This is a genomic window from Bradyrhizobium sp. th-b2, assembly GCF_000426785.1.
In the GTDB taxonomy this organism is placed as follows: Bacteria; Pseudomonadota; Alphaproteobacteria; order Rhizobiales; family Xanthobacteraceae; genus Bradyrhizobium; species Bradyrhizobium septentrionale.
Genome location: NZ_KE384570.1, coordinates 47,574 through 67,871, shown reverse-complemented (window position 1 = coordinate 67,871; position 20,298 = coordinate 47,574). Strand labels below are relative to the sequence as shown.

21 protein-coding genes are annotated in these 20,298 nt (G+C 65.4%); 9 read left to right on the top strand and 12 right to left on the bottom strand.

Annotated elements, in window-relative coordinates; all coding sequences use genetic code 11:
- The first annotated feature begins 31 nt into the window (after positions 1 to 31).
- Complete coding sequence (locus tag K359_RS0149625) at positions 32 to 241, top strand: hypothetical protein (RefSeq protein WP_029085522.1); 210 nt, start codon at positions 32 to 34, stop codon at positions 239 to 241.
- Between the two features lie 17 nt (positions 242 to 258).
- A complete protein-coding gene (locus K359_RS0149620; RefSeq protein WP_029085521.1) occupies positions 259 to 510 on the top strand; it encodes a hypothetical protein in 252 nt (83 codons plus the stop codon).
- A 23-nt stretch (positions 511 to 533) separates the two neighbouring features.
- Here K359_RS0149620 and K359_RS0149615 read toward each other — a convergent pair whose 3' ends face one another.
- Positions 534 to 1,265 carry a GGDEF domain-containing protein gene (locus tag K359_RS0149615; RefSeq protein ID WP_029085520.1) on the bottom strand — a complete coding sequence of 244 codons (732 nt, stop codon included), beginning with the start codon at positions 1,263 to 1,265 and terminating at the stop codon, positions 534 to 536.
- A gap of 145 nt (positions 1,266 to 1,410) precedes the next feature.
- Here K359_RS0149615 and purE point away from each other — a divergent pair, with 145 nt between their 5' ends.
- Both purE and K359_RS0149605 read left to right on the top strand, forming a co-directional pair.
- Positions 1,411 to 1,899 carry a 5-(carboxyamino)imidazole ribonucleotide mutase gene (gene purE, locus K359_RS0149610; RefSeq protein WP_029085519.1) on the top strand — a complete coding sequence of 163 codons (489 nt, stop codon included), beginning with the start codon at positions 1,411 to 1,413 and terminating at the stop codon, positions 1,897 to 1,899.
- Positions 1,896 to 2,999 (top strand): 5-(carboxyamino)imidazole ribonucleotide synthase, encoded by a 1,104-nt coding sequence (locus K359_RS0149605; RefSeq protein WP_029085518.1) that lies wholly within the window; start codon positions 1,896 to 1,898, stop codon positions 2,997 to 2,999. Before purE ends, K359_RS0149605 begins: the two co-directional genes overlap by 4 nt.
- A 77-nt stretch (positions 3,000 to 3,076) precedes the next feature.
- On the opposite strand, the gene aqpZ is transcribed toward K359_RS0149605, so the two are convergent.
- Positions 3,077 to 3,796, bottom strand: coding sequence for an aquaporin Z (gene aqpZ / locus K359_RS0149600; RefSeq protein ID WP_029085517.1), 720 nt, complete (start codon positions 3,794 to 3,796; stop codon positions 3,077 to 3,079).
- A 264-nt stretch (positions 3,797 to 4,060) separates the two neighbouring features.
- Here aqpZ and rpsU point away from each other — a divergent pair, with 264 nt between their 5' ends.
- Positions 4,061 to 4,357 carry a 30S ribosomal protein S21 gene (gene rpsU, locus K359_RS0149595; protein WP_029085516.1) on the top strand — a complete coding sequence of 99 codons (297 nt, stop codon included), beginning with the start codon at positions 4,061 to 4,063 and terminating at the stop codon, positions 4,355 to 4,357.
- Between the two features lie 209 nt (positions 4,358 to 4,566).
- Positions 4,567 to 5,145: a tetratricopeptide repeat protein gene (locus K359_RS0149590; protein WP_245284982.1), complete on the top strand. Its 579-nt coding sequence runs from the start codon at positions 4,567 to 4,569 to the stop codon at positions 5,143 to 5,145.
- A gap of 28 nt (positions 5,146 to 5,173) precedes the next feature.
- Here the strand turns inward: K359_RS0149590 and K359_RS0149585 are convergent, their stop codons facing one another.
- The 10 genes from K359_RS0149585 to K359_RS0149540 form a co-directional block, all read right to left on the bottom strand.
- On the bottom strand, positions 5,174 to 6,106 hold the full coding sequence (locus K359_RS0149585) for a hypothetical protein (RefSeq protein WP_029085514.1): 933 nt from the start codon (positions 6,104 to 6,106) through the stop codon (positions 5,174 to 5,176).
- 252 nt (positions 6,107 to 6,358) lie between these two features.
- On the bottom strand, positions 6,359 to 6,643 hold the full coding sequence (locus K359_RS0149580; protein ID WP_029085513.1) for a cupin domain-containing protein: 285 nt from the start codon (positions 6,641 to 6,643) through the stop codon (positions 6,359 to 6,361).
- Positions 6,644 to 6,657: 14 nt separating this feature from the next.
- On the bottom strand, positions 6,658 to 7,755 hold the full coding sequence (locus K359_RS0149575) for a calcium:proton antiporter (RefSeq protein WP_029085512.1): 1,098 nt from the start codon (positions 7,753 to 7,755) through the stop codon (positions 6,658 to 6,660).
- Positions 7,756 to 7,810: 55 nt separating this feature from the next.
- Positions 7,811 to 8,629 carry an alpha/beta hydrolase gene (locus K359_RS0149570; RefSeq protein ID WP_029085511.1) on the bottom strand — a complete coding sequence of 273 codons (819 nt, stop codon included), beginning with the start codon at positions 8,627 to 8,629 and terminating at the stop codon, positions 7,811 to 7,813.
- A gap of 15 nt (positions 8,630 to 8,644) precedes the next feature.
- Positions 8,645 to 8,815 carry a hypothetical protein gene (locus K359_RS63985; protein ID WP_165127648.1) on the bottom strand — a complete coding sequence of 57 codons (171 nt, stop codon included), beginning with the start codon at positions 8,813 to 8,815 and terminating at the stop codon, positions 8,645 to 8,647.
- A gap of 11 nt (positions 8,816 to 8,826) precedes the next feature.
- Positions 8,827 to 10,224: an NAD(P)(+) transhydrogenase (Re/Si-specific) subunit beta gene (locus tag K359_RS0149560; RefSeq protein ID WP_029085510.1), complete on the bottom strand. Its 1,398-nt coding sequence runs from the start codon at positions 10,222 to 10,224 to the stop codon at positions 8,827 to 8,829.
- Between the two features lie 43 nt (positions 10,225 to 10,267).
- The gene (locus K359_RS0149555) at positions 10,268 to 10,585 is read right to left on the bottom strand and encodes a proton-translocating transhydrogenase family protein (RefSeq protein ID WP_016841609.1); all 318 of its coding nucleotides are present in this window, start codon (positions 10,583 to 10,585) and stop codon (positions 10,268 to 10,270) included.
- An 11-nt stretch (positions 10,586 to 10,596) separates the two neighbouring features.
- Entirely contained in the window at positions 10,597 to 11,721 is a 1,125-nt protein-coding gene (locus K359_RS0149550) for a Re/Si-specific NAD(P)(+) transhydrogenase subunit alpha (protein WP_029085509.1), read from the bottom strand.
- 142 nt (positions 11,722 to 11,863) lie between these two features.
- A complete protein-coding gene (locus K359_RS0149545) occupies positions 11,864 to 12,016 on the bottom strand; it encodes an aa3-type cytochrome c oxidase subunit IV (RefSeq protein WP_029085508.1) in 153 nt (50 codons plus the stop codon).
- A 266-nt stretch (positions 12,017 to 12,282) separates the two neighbouring features.
- On the bottom strand, positions 12,283 to 14,199 hold the full coding sequence (locus tag K359_RS0149540; RefSeq protein ID WP_029085507.1) for a M3 family oligoendopeptidase: 1,917 nt from the start codon (positions 14,197 to 14,199) through the stop codon (positions 12,283 to 12,285).
- Positions 14,200 to 14,341: 142 nt separating this feature from the next.
- On the opposite strand from K359_RS0149540, the gene K359_RS0149535 reads away from it, so the two are divergent.
- The 3 genes from K359_RS0149535 to K359_RS0149525 all read left to right on the top strand — a co-directional run bounded on the left by K359_RS0149535 (position 14,342) and on the right by K359_RS0149525 (position 20,280).
- Entirely contained in the window at positions 14,342 to 15,832 is a 1,491-nt protein-coding gene (locus K359_RS0149535) for a sigma-54 dependent transcriptional regulator (RefSeq protein ID WP_029085506.1), read from the top strand.
- A 307-nt stretch (positions 15,833 to 16,139) separates the two neighbouring features.
- The gene (locus K359_RS0149530; RefSeq protein WP_029085505.1) at positions 16,140 to 18,416 is read left to right on the top strand and encodes a murein L,D-transpeptidase; all 2,277 of its coding nucleotides are present in this window, start codon (positions 16,140 to 16,142) and stop codon (positions 18,414 to 18,416) included.
- Positions 18,417 to 18,684: 268 nt separating this feature from the next.
- Positions 18,685 to 20,280 (top strand): DUF882 domain-containing protein, encoded by a 1,596-nt coding sequence (locus K359_RS0149525; protein WP_084518883.1) that lies wholly within the window; start codon positions 18,685 to 18,687, stop codon positions 20,278 to 20,280.
- Positions 20,281 to 20,298 lie beyond the last annotated feature (18 nt).

The window sequence follows — 20,298 nt, the reverse complement described above, 5'->3', positions numbered from 1 at the left end:
TCAGCCGCCAGCCATGAGAGGGAGTTTCGCCATGTCCGCACCGCGTTCCCAGCCCGAGCACAGCCACTACGAGAAGGCCTGCGATCAGGCTATCGCGATGTGCGACGGCAACCTGCGCAGCACCATCAAGGCGCTGATCATGGCCAATGAATATCTGGAAGCCGAGCTCGAGGAGTTGCAGGCCGCGGTCACCGCCGGCTGCGTTCCGGCGCAGAGCCAGGCGGCGAGCGACGCCGCTTAACATCCGGAGCACCAGCGATGACCGATGTCACCTACTACGTGGCGTTGCCCTTCATGCAGGACGACGACGGCACGCCGGTCGCCGGCAATGCTGAAGAGTGCCAGAGCTCGGCGATCGCGCTACGCCGTGCGGAGACGATGTCGCGAATGCCCGGCAGCATCGGCGCGGTCGCATTCAGCCGCACCGGCGATCCTGCGATCGGCGAATTCGGCGACGCCAAGCTGTTGCGCGCCTACGGCAACGTGCCGAAGGATCTGAGCGCGCTCTAATCCCTGGCGTTTTCGAGCGAAGTCTAGGATTCGTGGCGCCGCTGCGCCTTGCGCACATACATCGCCCGGTCCGCCTCATCGAGGACGCGCTCGACATCCGAATGTGCGGTGAGGATCGCGACGCCTGCGGAGGCGCCTGCCGAAACGTGGCTGCCACGGAACATGAAGGTCAGGCGGTCGATCGCCTCCTCCAGCGCCGCGGCTTTGGCCCTCGCATCGGTCTCGCTGAGATTCCACAGCAGCACGGCAAACTCGTCGCCGCCAAGGCGGCCGACCACGTCGGACGCGCGCACCTGATCCGATATCGCGGCAACGATCGCCTTCAGCACCTTGTCGCCCGCCGCATGCCCGAAGCTGTCATTGATCGGCTTGAGACGGTCGACGTCGAGCACGATCAGCGCGCCGGAGGCGTGATAGCGCTTGATGAAGGAGAGCGAACGGGCGAGCTCGCGCTCGAAGCCGCGCCGGTTCAGGATGTCGAGCAGGAAGTCGGTCTCGGACGACGCCTGCAGCTCCTCGATCCGGGCCTGGGCCCGCGCCAGCTGTGCCCGCAGCCGGCGGATCGTCGATTTGTCGCCGGATGCCACCGCCCCGCGCGTGGACGCTTCGGTTCCAGCCCGTTTGGTTCCAGCCTTTTTGCTTCCAGCCTGCTTACGTCCAGCCTTGCCCGGCCCGGATTTGCGCGCGGCCGTCGTGCCTTTGCGTCGTTTCGATGCCCCCGAGGCGGCCGCCGTCGTCTTCTTCTTCATGCGCATCCTTGTTGAGGCCTGCTTATGAAGGCTTGCCGGGATTCACCAAGACAGGATAGTCCATTCTAACTCCCTTGCCACGCCTTGGATGACGCCCGGGCCGCCCCTATAATCGGCCTATGCTTTTGGATTCCTGCACAGAATTGAAGAGATGACCGCTCCGATCGCCATCATCATGGGAAGTCAGTCCGACTGGGAGACCATGCGCCACGCCGCCGACACGCTGGCTGCGCTCGGTATTGCCTGCGAAACGCGCATTGTTTCGGCCCACCGCACCCCCGATAGGCTCTATGCCTTCGCCAAGGGCGCCAAGGCTGCCGGCCACAAGGTGATCATCGCCGGCGCCGGCGGCGCAGCCCATCTGCCGGGCATGGCGGCCGCGCTGACGGAGCTGCCGGTGTTCGGGGTTCCCGTTGAGTCGAAGGCGCTGTCCGGCGTCGATTCGCTCTATTCGATCGTGCAGATGCCGGCCGGGATCCCGGTCGGAACTCTCGCGATCGGCAAGGCCGGCGCGATCAATGCCGCCTTGCTCGCGGCCAGCGTGCTCGCGCTCAACGATGCTGCCCTGGCCGGCCGGCTTGCGGCCTGGCGACAGCAGCAGACCGACGCGGTCAAGGACCATCCGGAGGGCACGGCGTGACGGCTTCTGATACAGTGAAGCTGAAGCCGGGCGACACCATTGGAATCCTCGGCGGCGGACAATTGGGCCGGATGCTGGCGATGGCCGCAGCGCGCCTCGGGCTCCGCTGCCAGGTGTTTTCGCCGGACCCGGACTCGCCCGCGTTCGACGTGGTGCAGAACGCGACCTGCGCGGAATATGCCGACGTCGAGGCTCTCGAACTGTTCGCCAACGACGTCGACGTCGTCACTTATGAGTTCGAGAACGTCCCGGCCGCGACTGCCATGGTGCTCGCCGCGCGACGCCCGGTGCTGCCGGCGCAGAAGATCCTCGAGACCACGCAGGACCGGCTGATCGAGAAGGATTTCGTCAGCAGGCTCGGCATCGGCACTGCTGATTATGCCGACGTCTCCTCGGTCGCCTCGCTGCGCACGGCGATCGAACGGATCGGCCTGCCGGCTGTCATCAAGACCCGCCGCTTCGGCTATGACGGCAAGGGCCAGGCGATCATCCGCGCCAGCGACGACCTCGAACAGGTCTGGCAGGACCTCGGCACCAAGTCGGCGATCCTCGAGGCCTTCGTGCCGTTCGAGCGCGAGATCTCGGTGATCGCGGCCCGCTCCGCGTCCGGCGAGGTCGAGTGCTTCGACGTCACCGAGAACGAGCATCGCGACCACATCCTGAAGATTTCCCGCGCGCCCGCTGCAATCCCCGAGGAGCTAGCTGCGCAGGCGCGGGCGATCGCCGAAAAGATCGCCACGGCGCTCGACTATGTCGGCGTGCTTGCAGTGGAGATGTTTGTCGTGCCCGGCAATGGCGCGGCGACGGTGCTAGTCAACGAGATCGCGCCACGCGTGCACAATTCCGGCCACTGGACGCTCGACGGCGCCTCGATCTCACAGTTCGAGCAGCACATCCGCGCGATCGCCGGCTGGCCGCTCGGCAAGCCGGTGCGCCATGGCGAGGCCACCATGACCAACCTGATCGGCGACGATATCCTGAGCTACGAGCAGTGGCTCACCGTCCCCGGCGCTACCGTGCATCTCTATGGCAAGGGCACGCCGCGCCCCGGCCGCAAGATGGGGCACGTCACCGAAGTGACGCCGCCCCGCAAGCCTTGATCCGCCACGCTTCGCAGCGGCATTCGCGACAGACCGATGGAAACGGGATCGTGGCAGCCACGATCCCGTTTTGCCGGTCAGGTCTTCACGCCGGCGACGACACCGGTCGGCTCGTCGCTGAGCCAGCGATAGATCACGCCGCCCAAGGCACCGCCGATCAGCGGTGCGACCCAGAACATCCAGAGCTGCGCCACCGCCCAGCCGCCGACGAAAAGTGCCGGCCCGGTGCTGCGCGCCGGGTTCACCGAGGTGTTGGTGACGGGAATGCTGACCAGATGGATCATCACCAGCGCAAGGCCGATCGCGAGCGGCGCGAAGCCGGCAGGCGCCTTGCCATGGGTCGATCCCATGATGATGAACAGGAACATCATGGTCATCACCACTTCGGTGATGAAGCAGACCACCATGCTGTACTGGCCGGGTGAATGCGCGTCATAGCCATTGGAGGCGAAGCCCTTGCTGACGTCGAAGCCGGGCGCGCCGCTGGCGATCACATAGAGCAGCCAGGCCGCGATGATGGCACCCACGACCTGCGCGACGATGTAGGGCAGCACCTGGCCGCCCGGAAAACGCCCGCCCGCAGCCAGCCCGACCGTGACGGCCGGGTTGAGGTGACAGCCCGAGATATGGCCGATCGCATAGGCCATGGTCACCACGCTGAGCCCGAACGCCAGTGACACGCCGACCAGGCCGATGCCGACCTGCGGAAAGCCGGCCGCGATCACCGCGCTGCCGCAGCCGGCAAATGTGAGCCAGAACGTACCGATGGCCTCGGCCGCGTATTTCTTCATCGCCATGTGGCATCTCCCCTATTTCCAATGTCCGAAGTTCTCAAAACTCCGGGAACGGCCCCCATCCCGGCGCCAAATCACCCAAATCAGGGCCGCACAAAGGCATTTTCGCCCCATTTCGTGGCTTTACTAGGCCCGAAAGTCACTCGACCGGTGGACATCTGCGCGTTTGTCTGATACATGCGCGCGCCTAGGGTTAAGAGGCAGGCCTTTTGCCGCCCCTTCACCTCGCCAGAATTCCGAACCGATCAATTCAAAAGAGGATGCCGCGTGCAGGTTCTCGTCCGCGATAACAATGTCGACCAAGCTCTCAAGGCGCTGAAGAAGAAGATGCAGCGCGAGGGCATTTTCCGCGAGATGAAGCTCCGCGGTCACTACGAAAAGCCCTCTGAGAAGAAGGCTCGCGAAAAGGCCGAAGCCGTGCGCCGTGCACGCAAGCTGGCGCGCAAGAAGCTGCAGCGCGAAGGCCTGCTGCCGATGAAGCCGAAGCCGGTGTTTGGCGCTGGTCCGGGTGGCGATCGCGGTGGCCGTCCTGGTGGTCCGGGCGCTGGTCGCGGCCCTCGCTGAACCGTTTTGCAGATATGGAAGTCTAACAGCGCGGGCCCCGGGCCCGCGTTGTCGTTTTGAAGCGAGCCTCGTTCCGGGGTACCAATGCAAAATTACCGGCAGGAGCATTTTGCATAATGGCTGCTTCGGCGCTCCGCCCCCTTCCCCCAGGACCAGTACATCCAGGGACTGCGCACCGCCGTCGCGCATCGCAACTCATCATCGTTGCAGTGGCTCTCGGCCTGCCGCTCGGAGGCTGCTCCTTCGATCTCGGATCATGGGGCTCGAACGACAAGCCGAAACCGGCTGCCACCGCCGACAAGCCGGCTGCCGACACGATCACGCCGCAGGACATCAACAGCGCCAAGGATCACGCCACGCGCGGCCAGGTGCTGGCGCATTCCGGCAAGCTCGACGAGGCGCAGGCGGAATTTGAGCAAGCGCTGACGACCGATCCCTACAACATCCAGGCTCTGTACGGCCGTGGCCTGATCTATCAGGGCCGCGGGCAACATCAGCAGGCGATCGACGATTTCACGGCGGCCAGCGGGCTGTCGCCGCAGAAGGCCGAGCCTCTGGTCAGCCGCGCCACCAGCTATCTCGCGCTCGACAAGACCAAGCAGGCCGTCGCCGATCTCGACGAGGCCGTGCAGGCCGATCCCAACAATGTTGCGGCGTGGAGCGCGCGCGGCCAGGCCTATGAGCGTCTTGGCGACAAGGCCAAGGCGGCGGTGTCCTATAATCGCGCGCTGGCGCTGCGGCCAAGGGACGAGACCGCCCGCAGCGGGCTGGCGCGCACCGGCGGATAATTGTTCGGCTTACTTCGACGAGTTCGGCTTACTTCGGCAAGACGGCGTGGAACATCGACTTCATGCCGGAGAACACGTCGTCGGTCACCGAGGTGCGCTCACTGGTCCGCTCGTTCTTGGACGCCGGCATGGCGGCGTCGGCACGCAGGTCGAGCGGGGCCTGCAGCACCGGAACCGGAATATCGGCCGGCGGCGTCAGCCGGTTCGAATCTCGGTTGGAATCCTGGGCGCTGGCGGCGTAGGGCGGACGCGGCTGCGAGGATTGATCGCCATTCTCGCCGGACGGGTTCGACACCATGATCGGCGGCGGCAACGGCCGGATCGCCGACGCTGCGGCCGGACGCTGCTGGTCAGGCAGGCGGGCGAGATCGGGGCGCGCCGCATCCTGGGAGCGCGCAGCGTCCTGCGGACGCTCCTTGCGCAACCGCTCGATGGCGGCGCGGGCAAGATCGTTGGCGTCGCGGTTTTCCTCAGGCGTGACCGCGGCCTCGGTCGGCGCGGCTGACGTCGCAGGAGCGGAAGGCTGCGGCGCGGCAGCGGGCGCAGCCTTCGCGACCGCCTTCGGCGCCGCCGGATGATGGCGCGTATCGGCGGGAATGCTGGCCGTATCGGCCGGCGCATCAGGCTTTACGTCAGCAGCCTTGGGGTCAGCAGATTTGGGGTCGGCCGGCTTCTCGGTGACGGTGGCCTTCTCGGACGCGGAGCGCTCGATCAGCGTGCGCTCGGACATGCCCTTGGCCTTCACGCCGGCTTCGGGAAGGCTGCTGACCACGGTGGACTTTTCGGCGGGCTTAGCGGCGGCCTTCGGATCGGCTTTGGGATCCACGGCGGCGGTCACGGCTGCGGCCGCCGGCGCTTCCGGCCTGGCCACGATGTAGTGATTAACGATGTACGCCCCGATGATGGTCGCTGCCACCGAGGGTAAGATGTCCATCACGAATTTCTTCAGGTAACTCAGCATGACCTGCCACTCCCCGCCCCGGTATTTCATGCTGGAACTTTGAGGCACATTCAGGGATCAACTGCGACGGATCGGTGGCAAACCCCCGTTCCGCCGTCACCTTTGGTGTCATCTTGGTTTCAGCCGGAGGCGCCCCCTGCGCAGGCCGCATCCGCCTGCTAGATCATCGTGCAGCCGTTAACGGGTTATGAATTTCCACAGCCCCGCAGGCTCGGGCCTGCCATTCGGCGCGCGCAGGGTTAAGGCGCCGCGTCAGGGCTTGAGTTCGACCTCGAGGAACACGATCTCGCTGGCCGTCTCGTTGAGCACGTCGTGCTGGACCCCGGCCTTGCGGAAATAGGACTTGCCGGCGGCGAGTTGCGCCTTGGAGCGCTCGCCGTTCGGCGCCACGATCGTCATCTCGCCCGCCGTAATCGGAACGATGACGTAGTCCATCTCATGGGTGTGGTGGCCGGTGGCGCTGCCCGGCGCGAGCCGCCACTCGGTCACGCGGACCTCCGCCGTATCCACCTGCACATCCGATTTGGCGCTGAGCATCGTCATTCTCTCCACTACGGTACGAAAACCATGAACACGAACACGGCGAACACCACCATGTGAACGAGCCCGAACAGGATGTTGGTGCGGCCGGTTCCGAAGGTGAGCATGCTGACCATGAAGGTGAGCAGCAGGATCAGCATATGCTGGTTGCTGAGCCCGAGCACCAACTGCTTGTCGAGCGCATAGGCGGCAACGGCCACGGCGGGAACGGTGAGCCCGATGGTGGCGATCGACGAGCCGAGCGCGAGGTTGATGCTCTTCTGCAGGTCGTTCTTGCGCGCCGCCGCCACCGCGGCAACGCTTTCCGGCAACAGGATCAGCGCCGCCACGACCAGGCCGGCAAAGGCCGGCGGCGCCCCGATCTTGACGGTGACGACATCGACCACCAGCGAGAATTTCTTCGCCAGCAGCACCACCGCCAGCAGGGAAGCGAGCAGCAGGGCAACGCTGATCGCCGTCATGCGGTCCGACATCACCTCGCCATGCGCCGCCGCCTCATTGGCGCCGCTGACGAAATAGTCGCGGTGGCGAATGGTCTGGGTGTAGAGGAACACCGCATAGAGCAGCAGGGTCACCACGCTGATGACGGCGAGCTGGGCCGTGGAATAGACCGGTCCCGGCGCAGTGAGCGTGAAGTTCGGCATATCCAGCGTGATGGTGGCGAGCACGAACAGCACGCTGAGGTAAAGGTTGGCGCCGGTAATCTGGAAATCCTGCTCGCGGTAGCGCAAGCCGCCGATGAAGATGCAAAGCCCGACCAGGCCGTTGCAGACGATCATCACGACCGCGAACACGGTGTCGCGCGCCAGCGTCGGCGCCGGCGTGTCGCCCAGCATGATGGTCGAGATCAGCGCCACCTCGATGATCGTCACCGCAAGCGTCAGCAGCAGCGTGCCGAACGGCTCGCCGATCCGCTCGGCAATCATCTCGGCGTGGTGGACGGCCGCAAACACGGTGCCGAACAGGATCACGAGCAGCACGGCCGCGAACAGCCAGCCAGCCGCGGACGGCGCGAAGGCGTAGCCCGACGCCGTGACGGCGACGAACAACAGCATCGCCAGAACGGGATACAGCCAGGACGACCGTGGCATCGGTGCGTGTGCGCTCATGTCGTCAGCCCCCTCAATTCGACCGGCCCGATTATGCGACAGACGATCGCCGTCGTCAGCCTTTTGCCGCGTCGATAAACCGCCTCGCCGTCTCCATCGCACCGAAATCGTCGAGATTGTCGTGCCCGCCCCCGGGTAAACGCACGAACTGCTTGGGCTCACGGGCGAGACCGAACAGGCGCTCGCCGAAGCGGATCGGGATCACTGGGTCGCTGGTGCCGTGCATGATCAGGAGCGGCGCGGTGACGCCGGTGATTCGCCGGTCGGAGTGAAATTGATCGCGCATCAACAGGCTGACCGGCACATACCAGAAGTGCGCGCCGGCGACGTCGGCGGTCGACGTGTAGGGCGCCTCCAGGATCAGTCTGCCGATCGGATGTTCGGCGGCGAGCGCGACCGCGACGCCGGTGCCGAGCGAGAATCCCCAGGCCACGATCTGATCGGCGCGGTAGCGCGCGGTGGTGAACGCGTAAGCCGCTTCGGCGTCCTGCAGCAGCCCCTGCTCGCTCGGTGACCCGCTCGACCCGGCGTAGCCGCGAAACGACAGCGCCACCAGCCCGGTGCCGTCGGCCGTGATGGCCTTGAAGCGCGCCACGCGGCCGGCAAGGAAATCGCCATTGCCGTGAAAGAACAGCACCACGGGCCGGCCCAGCTTCGCCGGCACGTGCCAGACGATGAGCTTCTCGCCGTCGGCCGTGATCAGGACATGCTCTTCCGCCTCGAGAAACCCTGCGGCTGCCGGCGCAGTGCGCCCGACCGGCGGGATCGGAAACAGCAATTCGCGCTGCTTGACGAACAGCACCACGAGCCCGCCGAGATAGACGACGACCGCGGCGATCACGAGCCATTTCAGGATTGCGAGTGCGAGCGCCATCACCGGTGGCCGCTTCTATGTCTTGCCACGGCGCTTGCGCAGCTTCTCGACGTCCACCTTGATGCTGTCGGGCACCGGCCGGCATGAACACGCCGCCGCATGCACGACATGCCACTTGATGCGCTGCTCGCGCGTGGCCCGGGGCGGCATACGATGGGTTCGATGCCACTCCCGGTTCAGGACCATCGCGGGCCGCCCTACATCGCCTTGACGATGTTCTCGGTGACCTTCTTGGCGTCGCCGAGCAGCATCATGGTGTTGTCGCGGTAGAACAGCGGGTTGTCGATGCCGGCATAGCCTGACGCCAGCGAGCGCTTGATGAACATCACGGTGCCGGCCTTCCAGACCTGCAGCACCGGCATGCCGTAGATCGGCGAGGTCTTGTCCTCTTCCGCCGCCGGGTTGGTGACGTCGTTGGCGCCGATCACGAAGGCGATGTCGGCCTGGGCGAACTCCGAGTTGATGTCCTCGAGCTCGAACACCTCGTCATAGGGCACGTTGGCCTCGGCCAGCAGCACGTTCATGTGGCCGGGCATGCGCCCCGCCACCGGGTGAATAGCGTATTTCACCTCAACGCCCTCCTTCTTCAGGATGTCGCCCATCTCGCGCAGCGCGTGCTGGGCCTGCGCCACCGCCATGCCGTAGCCGGGCACGATGATGACCTTGGAGGCGTTCTTCATGATGAAGGCGGCATCGTCAGCCGAGCCGAGCTTGGCGGGCTTCTGCTCTCCTCCGCCACCGCCGGCCGCCGCGGTCTCGCCGCCGAAGCCGCCGAGGATCACCGAGATGAACGAGCGGTTCATCGCGTGGCACATGATGTAGGACAGGATCGCACCGGAGGAGCCGACCAGCGCGCCGGTGATGATCAGCGCCGAGTTGCCGAGCGTGAAGCCGATGCCGGCCGCGGCCCAGCCGGAGTACGAGTTCAGCATCGAGATCACGACCGGCATGTCGGCGCCGCCGATCGGGATGATCATCAGCACGCCGAGCGCCAGCGCGATGATGGTGATCAGCCAGAAGTCGAGCGCGCTGCCCGACAGCACGAGGCCGACGATGAAGAACACCAGCGCCAGCGCCAGCACGATGTTGATGACGTGGCGGAACGGCAGGATGATCGGCGCGCCGCTCATCCGGGCCGAGAGCTTGAGGAACGCGATCACCGAGCCGGTGAAGGTCAGCGCGCCGATCGCGACGCCGAGCGACATCTCGACCAGGCTCTGCGGATGGATGTTGCCGGGCGTGCCGATGTCGAAGGCTTCAGGCGCATAGAACGCGCCGGCGGCGACCAGCACCGCGGCCATGCCGACCAGCGAGTGGAACGCGGCGACGAGCTCGGGCATCGAGGTCATCGGCACGCGGCGCGCGATCACCGCGCCGATGCCGCCGCCGATCGCGATCGCGACGATGACCAGCAGCCAGGCCACGCCGTCGGCCGGCGGATGGCTGGCCAGCGTGGTGGCGACGGCGATCGCCATGCCGATCATGCCGAACATGTTGCCCTGGCGCGACGACGCCGGGCTCGACAGGCCGCGCAGCGACAGGATGAACAGCACCCCCGCCACGAGATACAGAGCAGCAGCCAGATTGGCGTTCATCTCAGGTCCCCCTTTGTCTTCGTCACCCCGAGGTGCACGCCGCTCACTTTGCTTTCTTCTTGTACATCGCCAGCATGCGCTGGGTGACAAGGAAGCCGCCGAAGATGTTCACGCAGGCGAAGATCAGCGCCACGAAGCCGAAGCCGCGGGCCCAGCCCGAGCCGCTCGAGACCATGCCGACGCCGACCGCGAGCAGCGCACCGACCACGATCACCGACGAGATCGCATTGGTCACGCTCATCAGCGGCGTATGCAGCGCAGGGGTCACCGACCACACCACGAAATAGCCGACGAACACGGCGAGAACGAAAATCGACAGCCGGAACACGAACGGATCGACGGCCTGCGCGAGATGCTCCATGGCTTCTCTCCTTACTTCGGCTGGAAGTTGGGATGGATGACGGCGCCGTCTTTGGTCAGCGCGGTGGCCTTCACCAGCTCGTCGTCCCAGTTGACCGCGAGCGCCTTGTTGGCCTTGTCGACCATCGTCTCGATGAACGAGAACAGATTGCGCGCATACAGGCTCGAGGCCGAAGCGGCGACGCGGCCGGCGACGTTGGTGTAGCCGACGATCTTGATGCCATCCGTCTCGACGACCTCGCCGGGCCTGGCGCCCTCGACATTGCCGCCGCGCTCGACCGCGAGATCGACCAGCACCGAGCCGGGCTTCATCGATTTCACCATCTCGCCCGTGACCAGCTTCGGCGCCGGACGGCCCGGGATCAGCGCGGTGGTGATGACGATGTCCTGCTTCTTGATGTGCTCGGCGGTCAGCGCGGCCTGCTTGGCCTGATATTCCTTGGACATTTCCTTGGCGTAGCCGCCGGCGGTCTGCGCGTTCTTGAACTCCTCGTCCTCGACGGCGAGGAATTTGGCGCCAAGCGATTCGACCTGCTCCTTGGTGGCGGGGCGCACGTCGGTCGCGGTGACGACGGCACCGAGCCGCCGCGCGGTCGCGATCGCCTGCAGGCCGGCAACGCCGACACCCATCACGAACACTTTCGCGGCCGGAATGGTGCCGGCGGCGGTCATCATCATCGGGAAGGCACGGCCGAAGGCTTCGGCGCCCTCGATCACCGCCCGGTAGCCCGCCAGGTTGGCCTGCGAGGACAAGACGTCCATCACCTGGGCGCGGGTGATGCGCGGCATCAATTCCATCGCGAAGGCGGCAATGCCGGCATCGGCCATCGCCTTCAGCGCGGCATCATTGCCGTAGGGATCCATGATCGCGATGACCAGCGCACCGCGCCTGTATTTCGACAGTTCGGAGGCCTCGGGCCGCTTCACCTTGATGATGATGTCGGCGTCCTTGAGCGCGTCGGCGCTAACGGTGGCGCCAACCGCGGTGAACTCCGAATCGGGCAAGCCGGACTTGATGCCCGCGCCCGGCTCGACCGCGACCTCGGCGCCGATCGCCTTGAACTTCTTGATGGTGTCAGGCGAGACCGCAACCCGCGGCTCGGACGGATCAATTTCCTTGGCAACGGCAATCTTCATGGGCCCTCCGGCGGCGCGAGCCGCGCACGCGTCTTCAAACTAGCGTTATTTTCGCCAGATTGGATACCCGGTTTTTACATCCGGGTTCGATCAGGAATTCTGGCATCGCCGCGGGACGGCGATGCCGGTAGCCGATCAGGGTTCAGACCAGGAAATACGCCATCAGGGCGAGAATGATGGCGACGGTGATGCTGCCGTATTTGACCAGGATGAGAAACCCCTCATAGGTCTGCTCATGCGCCACGTAGTCGTTGCCGTCGGCCGTCGTGTAGGCCACTTCGCTATGGTCTGCCATCGCTGTCCCCAGTCAGAAATTCGCGTTCTGCGAGCCATTACCGCAAACGGGTTGGCAGGGCAACGGCGCGGTCCCGATCGGGTGATTTGAAGCGCAAATCGTCCCCGACCCGGACGGTCAAGCGACGGCCAGCGGCCGCCGCGGGGGCAGGATTGATCTCCCAAACGCGGGCGTCATGGAAGGATCATGCCGTCAGGCGCAAAAACGCCGAATGACCCTGCCCGAAAACCAGCACGGCCAACCGCGCGGCGGAAGGCCGTTTGGCCTCAGCCCATCGCCTCCAGCTCGTCGATCATGCCGGCGATGACGGACAGGCCGCCGTCCCAGAATTTGGGGTCCTTGGCGTCGAGCCCGAACGGCCTCAGCAGCTCCGAGTAGTGCTTGGTGCCGCCGGCCGCGAGCATGTCGAGATAGCGCTCGGCGAAACCGTCGGACGCGTGCTCGTAGACCGCGTAGAGCGAATTCACCAGGCAATCGCCGAACGCGTAGGCGTAGACGTAGAACGGCGAGTGGATGAAATGCGGGATGTACATCCAGAACGTCTCGTAGCCCGGCTTGATCTCGATCGCCGGCCCGAGGCTCGCGCCCTGCACACTGAGCCAGATCTGGCCGATCCGCTCGGCGGTCAGCTCGCCGTTCTTGCGCTCGGTATGCACCGCGCGCTCGAATGAATAGAACGCGATCTGCCGCACCACGGTGTTGATCATGTCCTCGACCTTGCCCGCGAGCAGCGCCTGGCGCTGCTTTGCGTTTTTGGTCTGGGACAACAGCCGCCTGAAGGTCAGCATCTCGCCGAACACGCTCGCGGTTTCCGCCAGCGTCAGCGGCGTCGGCGCCATCAGCGCGCCGTTCTTCGCCGCCAGCACCTGATGGACGCCATGGCCGAGCTCATGCGCCAGCGTCATCACGTCGCGCGGCTTGCCCTGATAATTCATCAGCACATAGGGATGCGCCGACGGCGTGGTCGGATGCGAGAACGCGCCGGGCGCCTTGCCGGGACGGACCGGCGCATCGATCCAGCGATCGGCGAAGAAGCGCTCCGCGATCTCGGCCATCCGGGGCGAGAAGCCGTTATAGGCCGACAGCACCATGTTGCGCGCCTCGGGCCAGGCGATGGTGCCGGTCGCGGCAAACGGCAGCGGCGCGTTGCGGTCCCAATGCGGCAGCTTCTTCTTTTTGAACCAGCCGGCCTTCAACGCGTAATAGCGGTGCGACAGTTTCGGATAGGCCGCGCGCACCGAGGCGACCAGCGCATCGACCACCTCGCGCTCGACGCGGTTGTTGAGATGGCGGGAGTCCGCAACATCCTGGAAGCCGCGCCAGCGGTCGGAGATTTCCTTGTCCTTGGCGAGCGTGTTGGTGATCAGCGCGAAGGTGCGCTCATTGTCCTTGAAGGTCTTGGCGAGCGCCTGCGCGGCGGACTTGCGCTTGTCCCCTGCCTTGTCCTGCAACAGGTTCAGCGTCGGCTCGATCGCGAGCTCCTTGCCCGAGACCTTGAAGCGCAGGCCGGAGATGGTCTGGTCGAACAGCCGGTTCCAGGCGGCGTAGCCGCTCTGCGCCTTTTCGTGGAACAGCTGCTCGACGCGATCCTCGAGCTGGTACGGCTTGTCCTTGCGCAGATCCTCGATCCACGGCCGGTAATGACCGAGCGCGGGTTCGGCCATCGCGCGCTCGATCACGTCATCGTCAACGCGATTGAGCTCGAGCGCGAAGAACAAGAGATGCACCGACGCCGCCGTCAGCCGCTCGGACACATCGCCATAGAATTTCGAAATCGCGGGATCGACGCTGTCGCCGGCATGGACGAGGCCGGCATAGGAGCCAAGACGGCCAGCCAGATCGTCGATCGCCTCGTAGCGCCTGACCGCCTCGGCGAGCCACCTCCCGCCGCCTTCTTTGGCGGTATTTTCGGCAAGCTTGCCCTTGTAATCGGTCTCAAACGCGACGCAATCTGCATCCATTTTCTGCAGGTCGCGGGCGACTTCTGGCGCGTCGATACCGGAGTAGAGATCTGCCAGATTCCATTCCGGAAGCTTTCCGGTCTTGCCGGCCGGCTTTTTCGCCGCCGGTCCGGTTGCGGCCGGCTTGCGTTGCGCGACCGTCTTGCGCAACGCGGATTCCTTGCGGAGGGCTGCCTTGCTGAGAGCAGACTTGTTCGGAGCAGATTTGGAGCGCGAGGTCATCTTGTTCGAAACCTTAGTTCAGTCGGAAAGATGTCGGCGGCGGCGGAATGAAAGCGGGTTTGCAACGTTTAAGAGTGCGTTAATCGGCATCGGCGACAGTGCCCCGATTCGAGACAAATAAACGTAGCGTGCGGGGAAAACCATGGCTGCCACCATTTTGATCGCCGATGATGACGCAGTACAGCGTCGTTTGGTAGAAAACATGGTGCAGAAGTGCGGCTATGAGCCCCTCGTCGTGGACAGTGGCGACGCGGCGATAGCGGCACTGACCGCATCCGAGACGCAGGCGATCGACGCCGTCGTGCTCGACCTCGTGATGCCGGGTCTCGACGGTCTCGGAGTCCTCGCAAAAATTCGTGAAGCTGGTTTGAACGTCCCGGTCATCGTGCAGACCGCGCATGGCGGGATCGACAATGTGGTGTCGGCGATGCGCGCCGGTGCACAGGATTTCGTCGTCAAGCCGGTCGGCTTCGAGCGGCTGCAGGTGTGCCTGCGCAACGCGCTCAACGCCTCCGCCCTGAAGGGCGAATTGCAGCGCATCCGCCACAGCCGCGAGGGCCGGCTGACCTTTTCCGATATCATCACCCGCAGCGAGGCCATGGCCGGGGTGCTGCGCACCGCGCAGAAGGCCGCCTCCTCGACGATTCCGGTGCTGATCGAGGGCGAGTCCGGCGTCGGCAAGGAACTGTTCGCGCGCGCCATCCACGGCAGCAGCGAGCGCAAGGCCAGGCCGTTCGTCGCGGTGAACTGCGGTGCGATCCCGGACAATCTCGTCGAATCGATCCTGTTCGGCCATGAGAAGGGCGCCTTCACCGGCGCCACCGAGCGCCACCAGGGCAAGTTCGTCGAAGCCCATGGCGGCACGCTGTTCCTCGACGAGGTCGGCGAATTGCCGCTGGCCACGCAGGTCAAGCTGCTCCGCGCGCTGCAGGAAGGCACCGTCGAGGCGGTCGGCGGCCGCAAGCCGGTCAAGGTCGATGTCCGCATCATCTCGGCGACCAACCGCAAGCTGCTCGATCTCGTGAAGGGCGGCCAGTTCCGCGAGGACCTGTTCTATCGGCTCCACGTGCTGCCGCTGACCATTCCGGCGCTGCGGCAGCGGCGCGAAGACATCCCGCATCTGCTGCGGCATTTCCTGGCGCGGTTCTGCGCCGAGGAAAACCGCAACATCACCGGCATCAGCGGCGAGGCGATGGCGCATCTCGCCCAGCTCGATTGGCCGGGCAACATCCGCCAGCTCGAGAACACGGTGTATCGCGCCGTGGTGATGAGCGATGCCGACCAGCTCGGGCTCGCCGATTTCCCGCAAGGGTCGGCGCATCCGGTACCGGAGGGCAAATCCTTGCAGGGCGAGCCGCTGGTGGTGTCGCCGTCCACGGCGCCCGCCATGATTTCCGGTAACGAGATACCGGTTGCACTCCCCCTCCCGACCGCGGGCGGCCTCCCGATGCTCAATGCTGCGGGCGAGGTGCGCCCCCTGGAAGATCTCGAGAACGAGATCATCCGCTTCGCGATTTCGCATTATCGCGGACAGATGTCGGAGGTCGCGCGCCGGCTCAAGATCGGCCGCTCGACCCTCTACCGCAAGCTCGACGAAGCTGCGGCCGGCACGCGCACAAGCGACGCCAGCTAGGCGCAGGCGCCGGCAAGACCATACCAGGGAACCTTTTGAACCGTGTCCCGGCGGTGACAGACAAAGGCTGTGCCGCGTGGCAAAAACGCACGGCCCGAGCGAAATCAGCTGCTTCGAGGTCAGTTTGTCGTGAGTTGCCCCGCATGGCGCTGGCTGCATAAGAGGGGCGAATGTATCGTCTGCGTCAATTGCGTTGCAGGCGTGCGAGTCGATCGAAGAGCCGGCGCTTTCGCGCAAGCTATGAAACCAAATACTGACTTGAACTGTTCCAGAGAGCGAGGGGCAGTTCCACCCAGGGGGTGCGATAATGCGTGACTGTTCGAACCACCGTCGAGGATTTGACCGCGTATTGATGGCCGTCGCGGCGACCTTCCTCACGGTGTCCGCGACCTCAGCCTTCGCGCAGGACACGCCTCGCTCCAGCGCCTCGGAACTCGCGATCGACGCCGCGATCCCGCGCCCCGAACCGGCCAATGTGCCGCCGCCCACCGCAAGCGATTTCAAGGCCGACACCACCGCCGCGCTGCCCGACGCAGCCAAGCCGGCAGATGTGAAGCCGGCCGGAGTGCAGGCCACCGAGGCCAAGCCTACCGATGCCAAGCCGGTTGACGCCAAACCGGCAGAGCCCAGCACGGCCAAGGCCGCCGAGCCGAAGCCCGCCGATGTCGCAACGACGCCGGCGACGACGCCCGCCGAAGCGCCCAAGACGGATACTGCGAAGACAGATCCCGCGGTCGCGCCACCTGCGGCAGCCCCCGCCCCTGCAACCGCAACCGCGCCTTCGGCAAGCCCCGCGCCGGCGACGGCCGCAGCTCCGGCTGCCGAACCCGCGAAGGCTGCGAGCAACGTTGCCGCCGAAGATCAGCCGGTTGCCGACAAGCTGCGCGAACAGCTCGCCAGCAAGTCGCTGCGCACCTTCGATCGCAAGAACGAGCGCGCGGCGGCCGAGAAATTCTATTCGGCCCGCGACTACGCGCCTGTCTTCACCAAGGCCGGCAAGCTGACCGACGCCGGCAAGGGCGTGATCGCCCGCGTCAAGGACGCCGCCGCCGACGGTCTCGATGTTTCAGACTATCCGGTGCCGGATTTCGCCGCGGCCACGACATCAGATGCGCTGGCCGACGCCGAGCTGAAGCTCGCGGCCAGCATGCTGGACTATGCACGCCAAGCCCAGAGCGGCCGCATGCACTGGTCGCAAGTGTCGGCTGACATCCTTTATCCGGAGCACCCGATCGATGCGGCGGAAGTGTTTGCGCATGTGACCTCCGCCAAGGACGCCTCCGCCGCGCTCGACAGCTACAACCCGCCGCAGAAGCTCTACAAGGAGCTGAAGCAGAAGCTCGCCGAGCTGCGCGGCCAGGGCGACGGTCCGGTCATCACGATCGCCGACGGCCCCGCGCTGAAATACGTGCCGGCGCGCAAGAAGCAGGCCGCGGTCGAGATGGACGATCCGCGCGTGCCGGACCTGCGCAGCAAGCTCGGCGTCACCGAGAATGCCGACAGCACCAAGTATGACGCGACGGTCGCGCGTGCCGTGGAGAAATTCCAGAACAGCGTCGACCTCAAGCCATCAGGCGTGCTCGACGAGCGCACGGTCAAGGCGCTGAACAATCCGAAGCGCGACCGCCAGATCGATACCGTGATCGTCAACATGGAGCGCTGGCGCTGGCTGCCGCGCCAGCTTGGCGCCGCCAATGTCGGCAACGCCTATGTGATCCTCAACATCCCCGACTACACGCTGAAGGTGATGCAGAACGGCGGGCAGGTCTGGACCACGCGCGTGGTGACCGGCAAGCCCGGCCAGCACGCCACGCCGCTTTTGACCGAGACGATGAAGTACATCACGGTCAACCCGACCTGGAACGTGCCGCCGTCGATCATCTACAACGAGTATCTGCCGGCCCTGCAGCAGGATCCGACCGTGCTGCAGCGCATGGGCCTGAAGCTCGAGCGCAACCGCGACGGCTCGATCCACATCTCGCAGCCGCCGGGTGAAGCCAACGCGCTCGGCCGCATCCGCTTCAACTTCCCGAACAAGTTCTTGGTCTATCAGCACGACACGCCGGACAAGAACCTGTTCGCGAGGGACGAGCGCGCCTTCAGCCACGGCTGCATGCGCGTGCAGAACCCGGATCAGTACGCTTCGGTGCTGCTCAACATCGCGATGCCGAACGACCATTACACGCCGGAGAAGATCCGCAGCATGTACGGCTCGAGCGAGATCGACCTGAAATTCGCGACGCCGATCCCGGTCAACATCACCTACCAGACCGCGTTCGTGGACGACGCCGGCAAGCTGCAAATCCGCCGCGACGTCTACGGCCGCGACGCCGCCATGCTGTCGCTGCTCAAGAACAGCCGCGGCAAGGATCTCGAGACGGTGGTGGCGCACGCCCAGCCGAGCTATTCGCGTCCGCCGAGCAGCAGCCTGCCCCCGGGCGTCAACGTCGCCGGCGACAACAGCGGCTTTAATTCCTCCGGACCGAACTTCTTCGAGCGCCTGTTCGGAGGATTCGGACAGCCGGAGCCGCAACCGGTCCGCCGCGGCCAGGCCCAGCAGCAGCGCCGGGTGATCACCCGCTAAGCTGTTTCTCCGGCCAGATTGAGATAAATTTTGAAGTAAAATCAACGATCTCGCTCAAAAAGCGGGATCGTTTATGTTAACCATTACCCGTCTCTGCCGAGGAACTGGGCTATCTTTTGCCACAGTCGCCCAGTTAGTTAAGCCTAACTTGGGGGCGGGTCGGTAAACCTCGGTTAACCGTCCCGCTTTAAGAAAGCGTTCACCGTCTTTCGCGGGGGGTCTGCGAAAGGTGCCGACCGAACGCTCGTCGACTTGGGTGGGCTCATTAGTGCTGGCTGTCTTCGCACGCCGCTGCAATCTGCTGTCGCTACCTAAGGCCGGGTACCAAGTCGGCCTGAGCGCGCTATTGCTATTGGCGGGCGCGGGATCGGTGCACGACGCGACGGCGCTGAACCAGACCCGCACCCTCTCCTTCCACCACACCCATTCCGGCGAAGATCTCGCCGTCACCTTCAAGCGCGACGGCCGCTACGACGAAGCCGCGCTGAAACAGCTCAATCACTTCCTGCGCGACTGGCGCTCCCAGGATGAGACGGTGATGGACCGTCATCTGTTCGACATCCTCTGGGAAGTCTATAGCGACGTCGGCGGCAAGCAGCCGATCCAGATCATCTCCGCCTATCGCGCCCCCGCCACCAACGCCATGCTCCGCCGCCGCTCCTCGGGCGTTGCCCGCCACAGCCAGCACATGCTGGGCCATGCGATGGACTTCTTCATCCCGGGCGTACCGCTGGAGCAGATTCGCTTCGCCGGCCTCCGCCTGCAGCGCGGCGGCGTCGGCTTCTATCCGACCTCGGGCTCGCCGTTTGTGCATCTCGACACCGGTAGCATTCGCCACTGGCCGCGGATGACCCGCGAGCAGCTGGTCCGGGTGTTCCCCGACGGCCGCACCGTCCATGTCCCGACCGACGGCACGCCGCTGAAGGGCTATGAGCTCGCCAGGGCCGACATCGAGCGCCGCGGCGATGGTGACAATGCAGCTGTTATCAGCAAGCCGAACCTGTTCGCGAAACTGTTCGGCGCCGGCAAGTCGGGCGACGACGAAGACGAAGGCTTGGCTGTCGTGAACGACAAGCCCGCCGCCAACACCGTGGTCGCAGCCGCAGCGCCCGCCAAAGCCGCCGATCCCGTTCCGATGCCGCGCGCCAAGCCGCAGCAGTTCGCTGCCGCGATCCAGCTTGCCGCCGCCGACGCGCAGCTCGTCCCGATGCCGAAGGCCAAGCCCGCAGTGCAAGTGGTTCAGACGGCCGAGAGCACCGCGCCGCAATCGCCTGCCGATATCATCAATGCCCGCGGCTTCTGGGGTGACGATTCAGCGGCACCGAAGCAGGCATCGGCGGCGCAGATCGCTGCGCTGAAAGCCCGTGAAGCCGTCGGCGCCGCCGATCCGCAGACCACCGCCAGCGCGACCGAGAACTTCAACAAGGCACTGGCCTACGTTCCAGCCAGCTCGCCGGTCGATCGCGCCAACATCGTCGCGGCGACAGCGCCGATCCCGCGCAATGTACGGCCGGCCCGCAATGCGGCTGCGCCGGCTACCGAAATCAACACCGTCGTTGCGAAGGGCGCGCCCGGCCAGGGCGTGATCACCACGTCGGCGCGGATCTCGGCTGCCAAAGGCAACGACGTCTGGATGCGCGTGGTGATGCTGGCGCCGAGCGCGAGCACCGGCATGCTGACCACGGTGCTGGGCGACACCGATATGAGCCTGATGCGGGCGCACTTCGTGAAGCCGCAGGCCGCCGTCGCCATGACCTTCTCGGAAGATCCGATGATGGGCATGACCTGCGACCGCTTCTCGGGCTCGGCGACAAGTCTGCTGACGACCCAGTCGTTCGTGCTGCGCACCGCCTCGCTGCGCTAGCCTAGGCTCTACCCACAA

Bases quoted from the DNA above. Each gene is read 5' to 3' on its own strand.
- K359_RS0149625 (WP_029085522.1), top strand. From the start codon at position 32: ATGTCCGCACCGCGTTCCCAGCCCGAGCACAGCCACTACGAGAAGGCC.
- K359_RS0149620 (WP_029085521.1), top strand. From the start codon at position 259: ATGACCGATGTCACCTACTACGTGGCGTTGCCCTTCATGCAGGACGAC.
- K359_RS0149615 (WP_029085520.1), bottom strand. From the start codon at position 1,265: ATGCGCATGAAGAAGAAGACGACGGCGGCCGCCTCGGGGGCATCGAAA.
- purE (WP_029085519.1), top strand. From the start codon at position 1,411: ATGACCGCTCCGATCGCCATCATCATGGGAAGTCAGTCCGACTGGGAG.
- aqpZ (WP_029085517.1), bottom strand. From the start codon at position 3,796: ATGGCGATGAAGAAATACGCGGCCGAGGCCATCGGTACGTTCTGGCTC.
- K359_RS0149585 (WP_029085514.1), bottom strand. From the start codon at position 6,106: ATGCTGAGTTACCTGAAGAAATTCGTGATGGACATCTTACCCTCGGTG.
- K359_RS0149580 (WP_029085513.1), bottom strand. From the start codon at position 6,643: ATGCTCAGCGCCAAATCGGATGTGCAGGTGGATACGGCGGAGGTCCGC.
- K359_RS0149575 (WP_029085512.1), bottom strand. From the start codon at position 7,755: ATGAGCGCACACGCACCGATGCCACGGTCGTCCTGGCTGTATCCCGTT.
- K359_RS0149570 (WP_029085511.1), bottom strand. From the start codon at position 8,629: ATGGCGCTCGCACTCGCAATCCTGAAATGGCTCGTGATCGCCGCGGTC.
- K359_RS63985 (WP_165127648.1), bottom strand. From the start codon at position 8,815: ATGGTCCTGAACCGGGAGTGGCATCGAACCCATCGTATGCCGCCCCGG.
- K359_RS0149560 (WP_029085510.1), bottom strand. From the start codon at position 10,224: ATGAACGCCAATCTGGCTGCTGCTCTGTATCTCGTGGCGGGGGTGCTG.
- K359_RS0149555 (WP_016841609.1), bottom strand. From the start codon at position 10,585: ATGGAGCATCTCGCGCAGGCCGTCGATCCGTTCGTGTTCCGGCTGTCG.
- K359_RS0149550 (WP_029085509.1), bottom strand. From the start codon at position 11,721: ATGAAGATTGCCGTTGCCAAGGAAATTGATCCGTCCGAGCCGCGGGTT.
- K359_RS0149545 (WP_029085508.1), bottom strand. From the start codon at position 12,016: ATGGCAGACCATAGCGAAGTGGCCTACACGACGGCCGACGGCAACGAC.
- K359_RS0149540 (WP_029085507.1), bottom strand. From the start codon at position 14,199: ATGACCTCGCGCTCCAAATCTGCTCCGAACAAGTCTGCTCTCAGCAAG.
- K359_RS0149535 (WP_029085506.1), top strand. From the start codon at position 14,342: ATGGCTGCCACCATTTTGATCGCCGATGATGACGCAGTACAGCGTCGT.
- K359_RS0149530 (WP_029085505.1), top strand. From the start codon at position 16,140: ATGCGTGACTGTTCGAACCACCGTCGAGGATTTGACCGCGTATTGATG.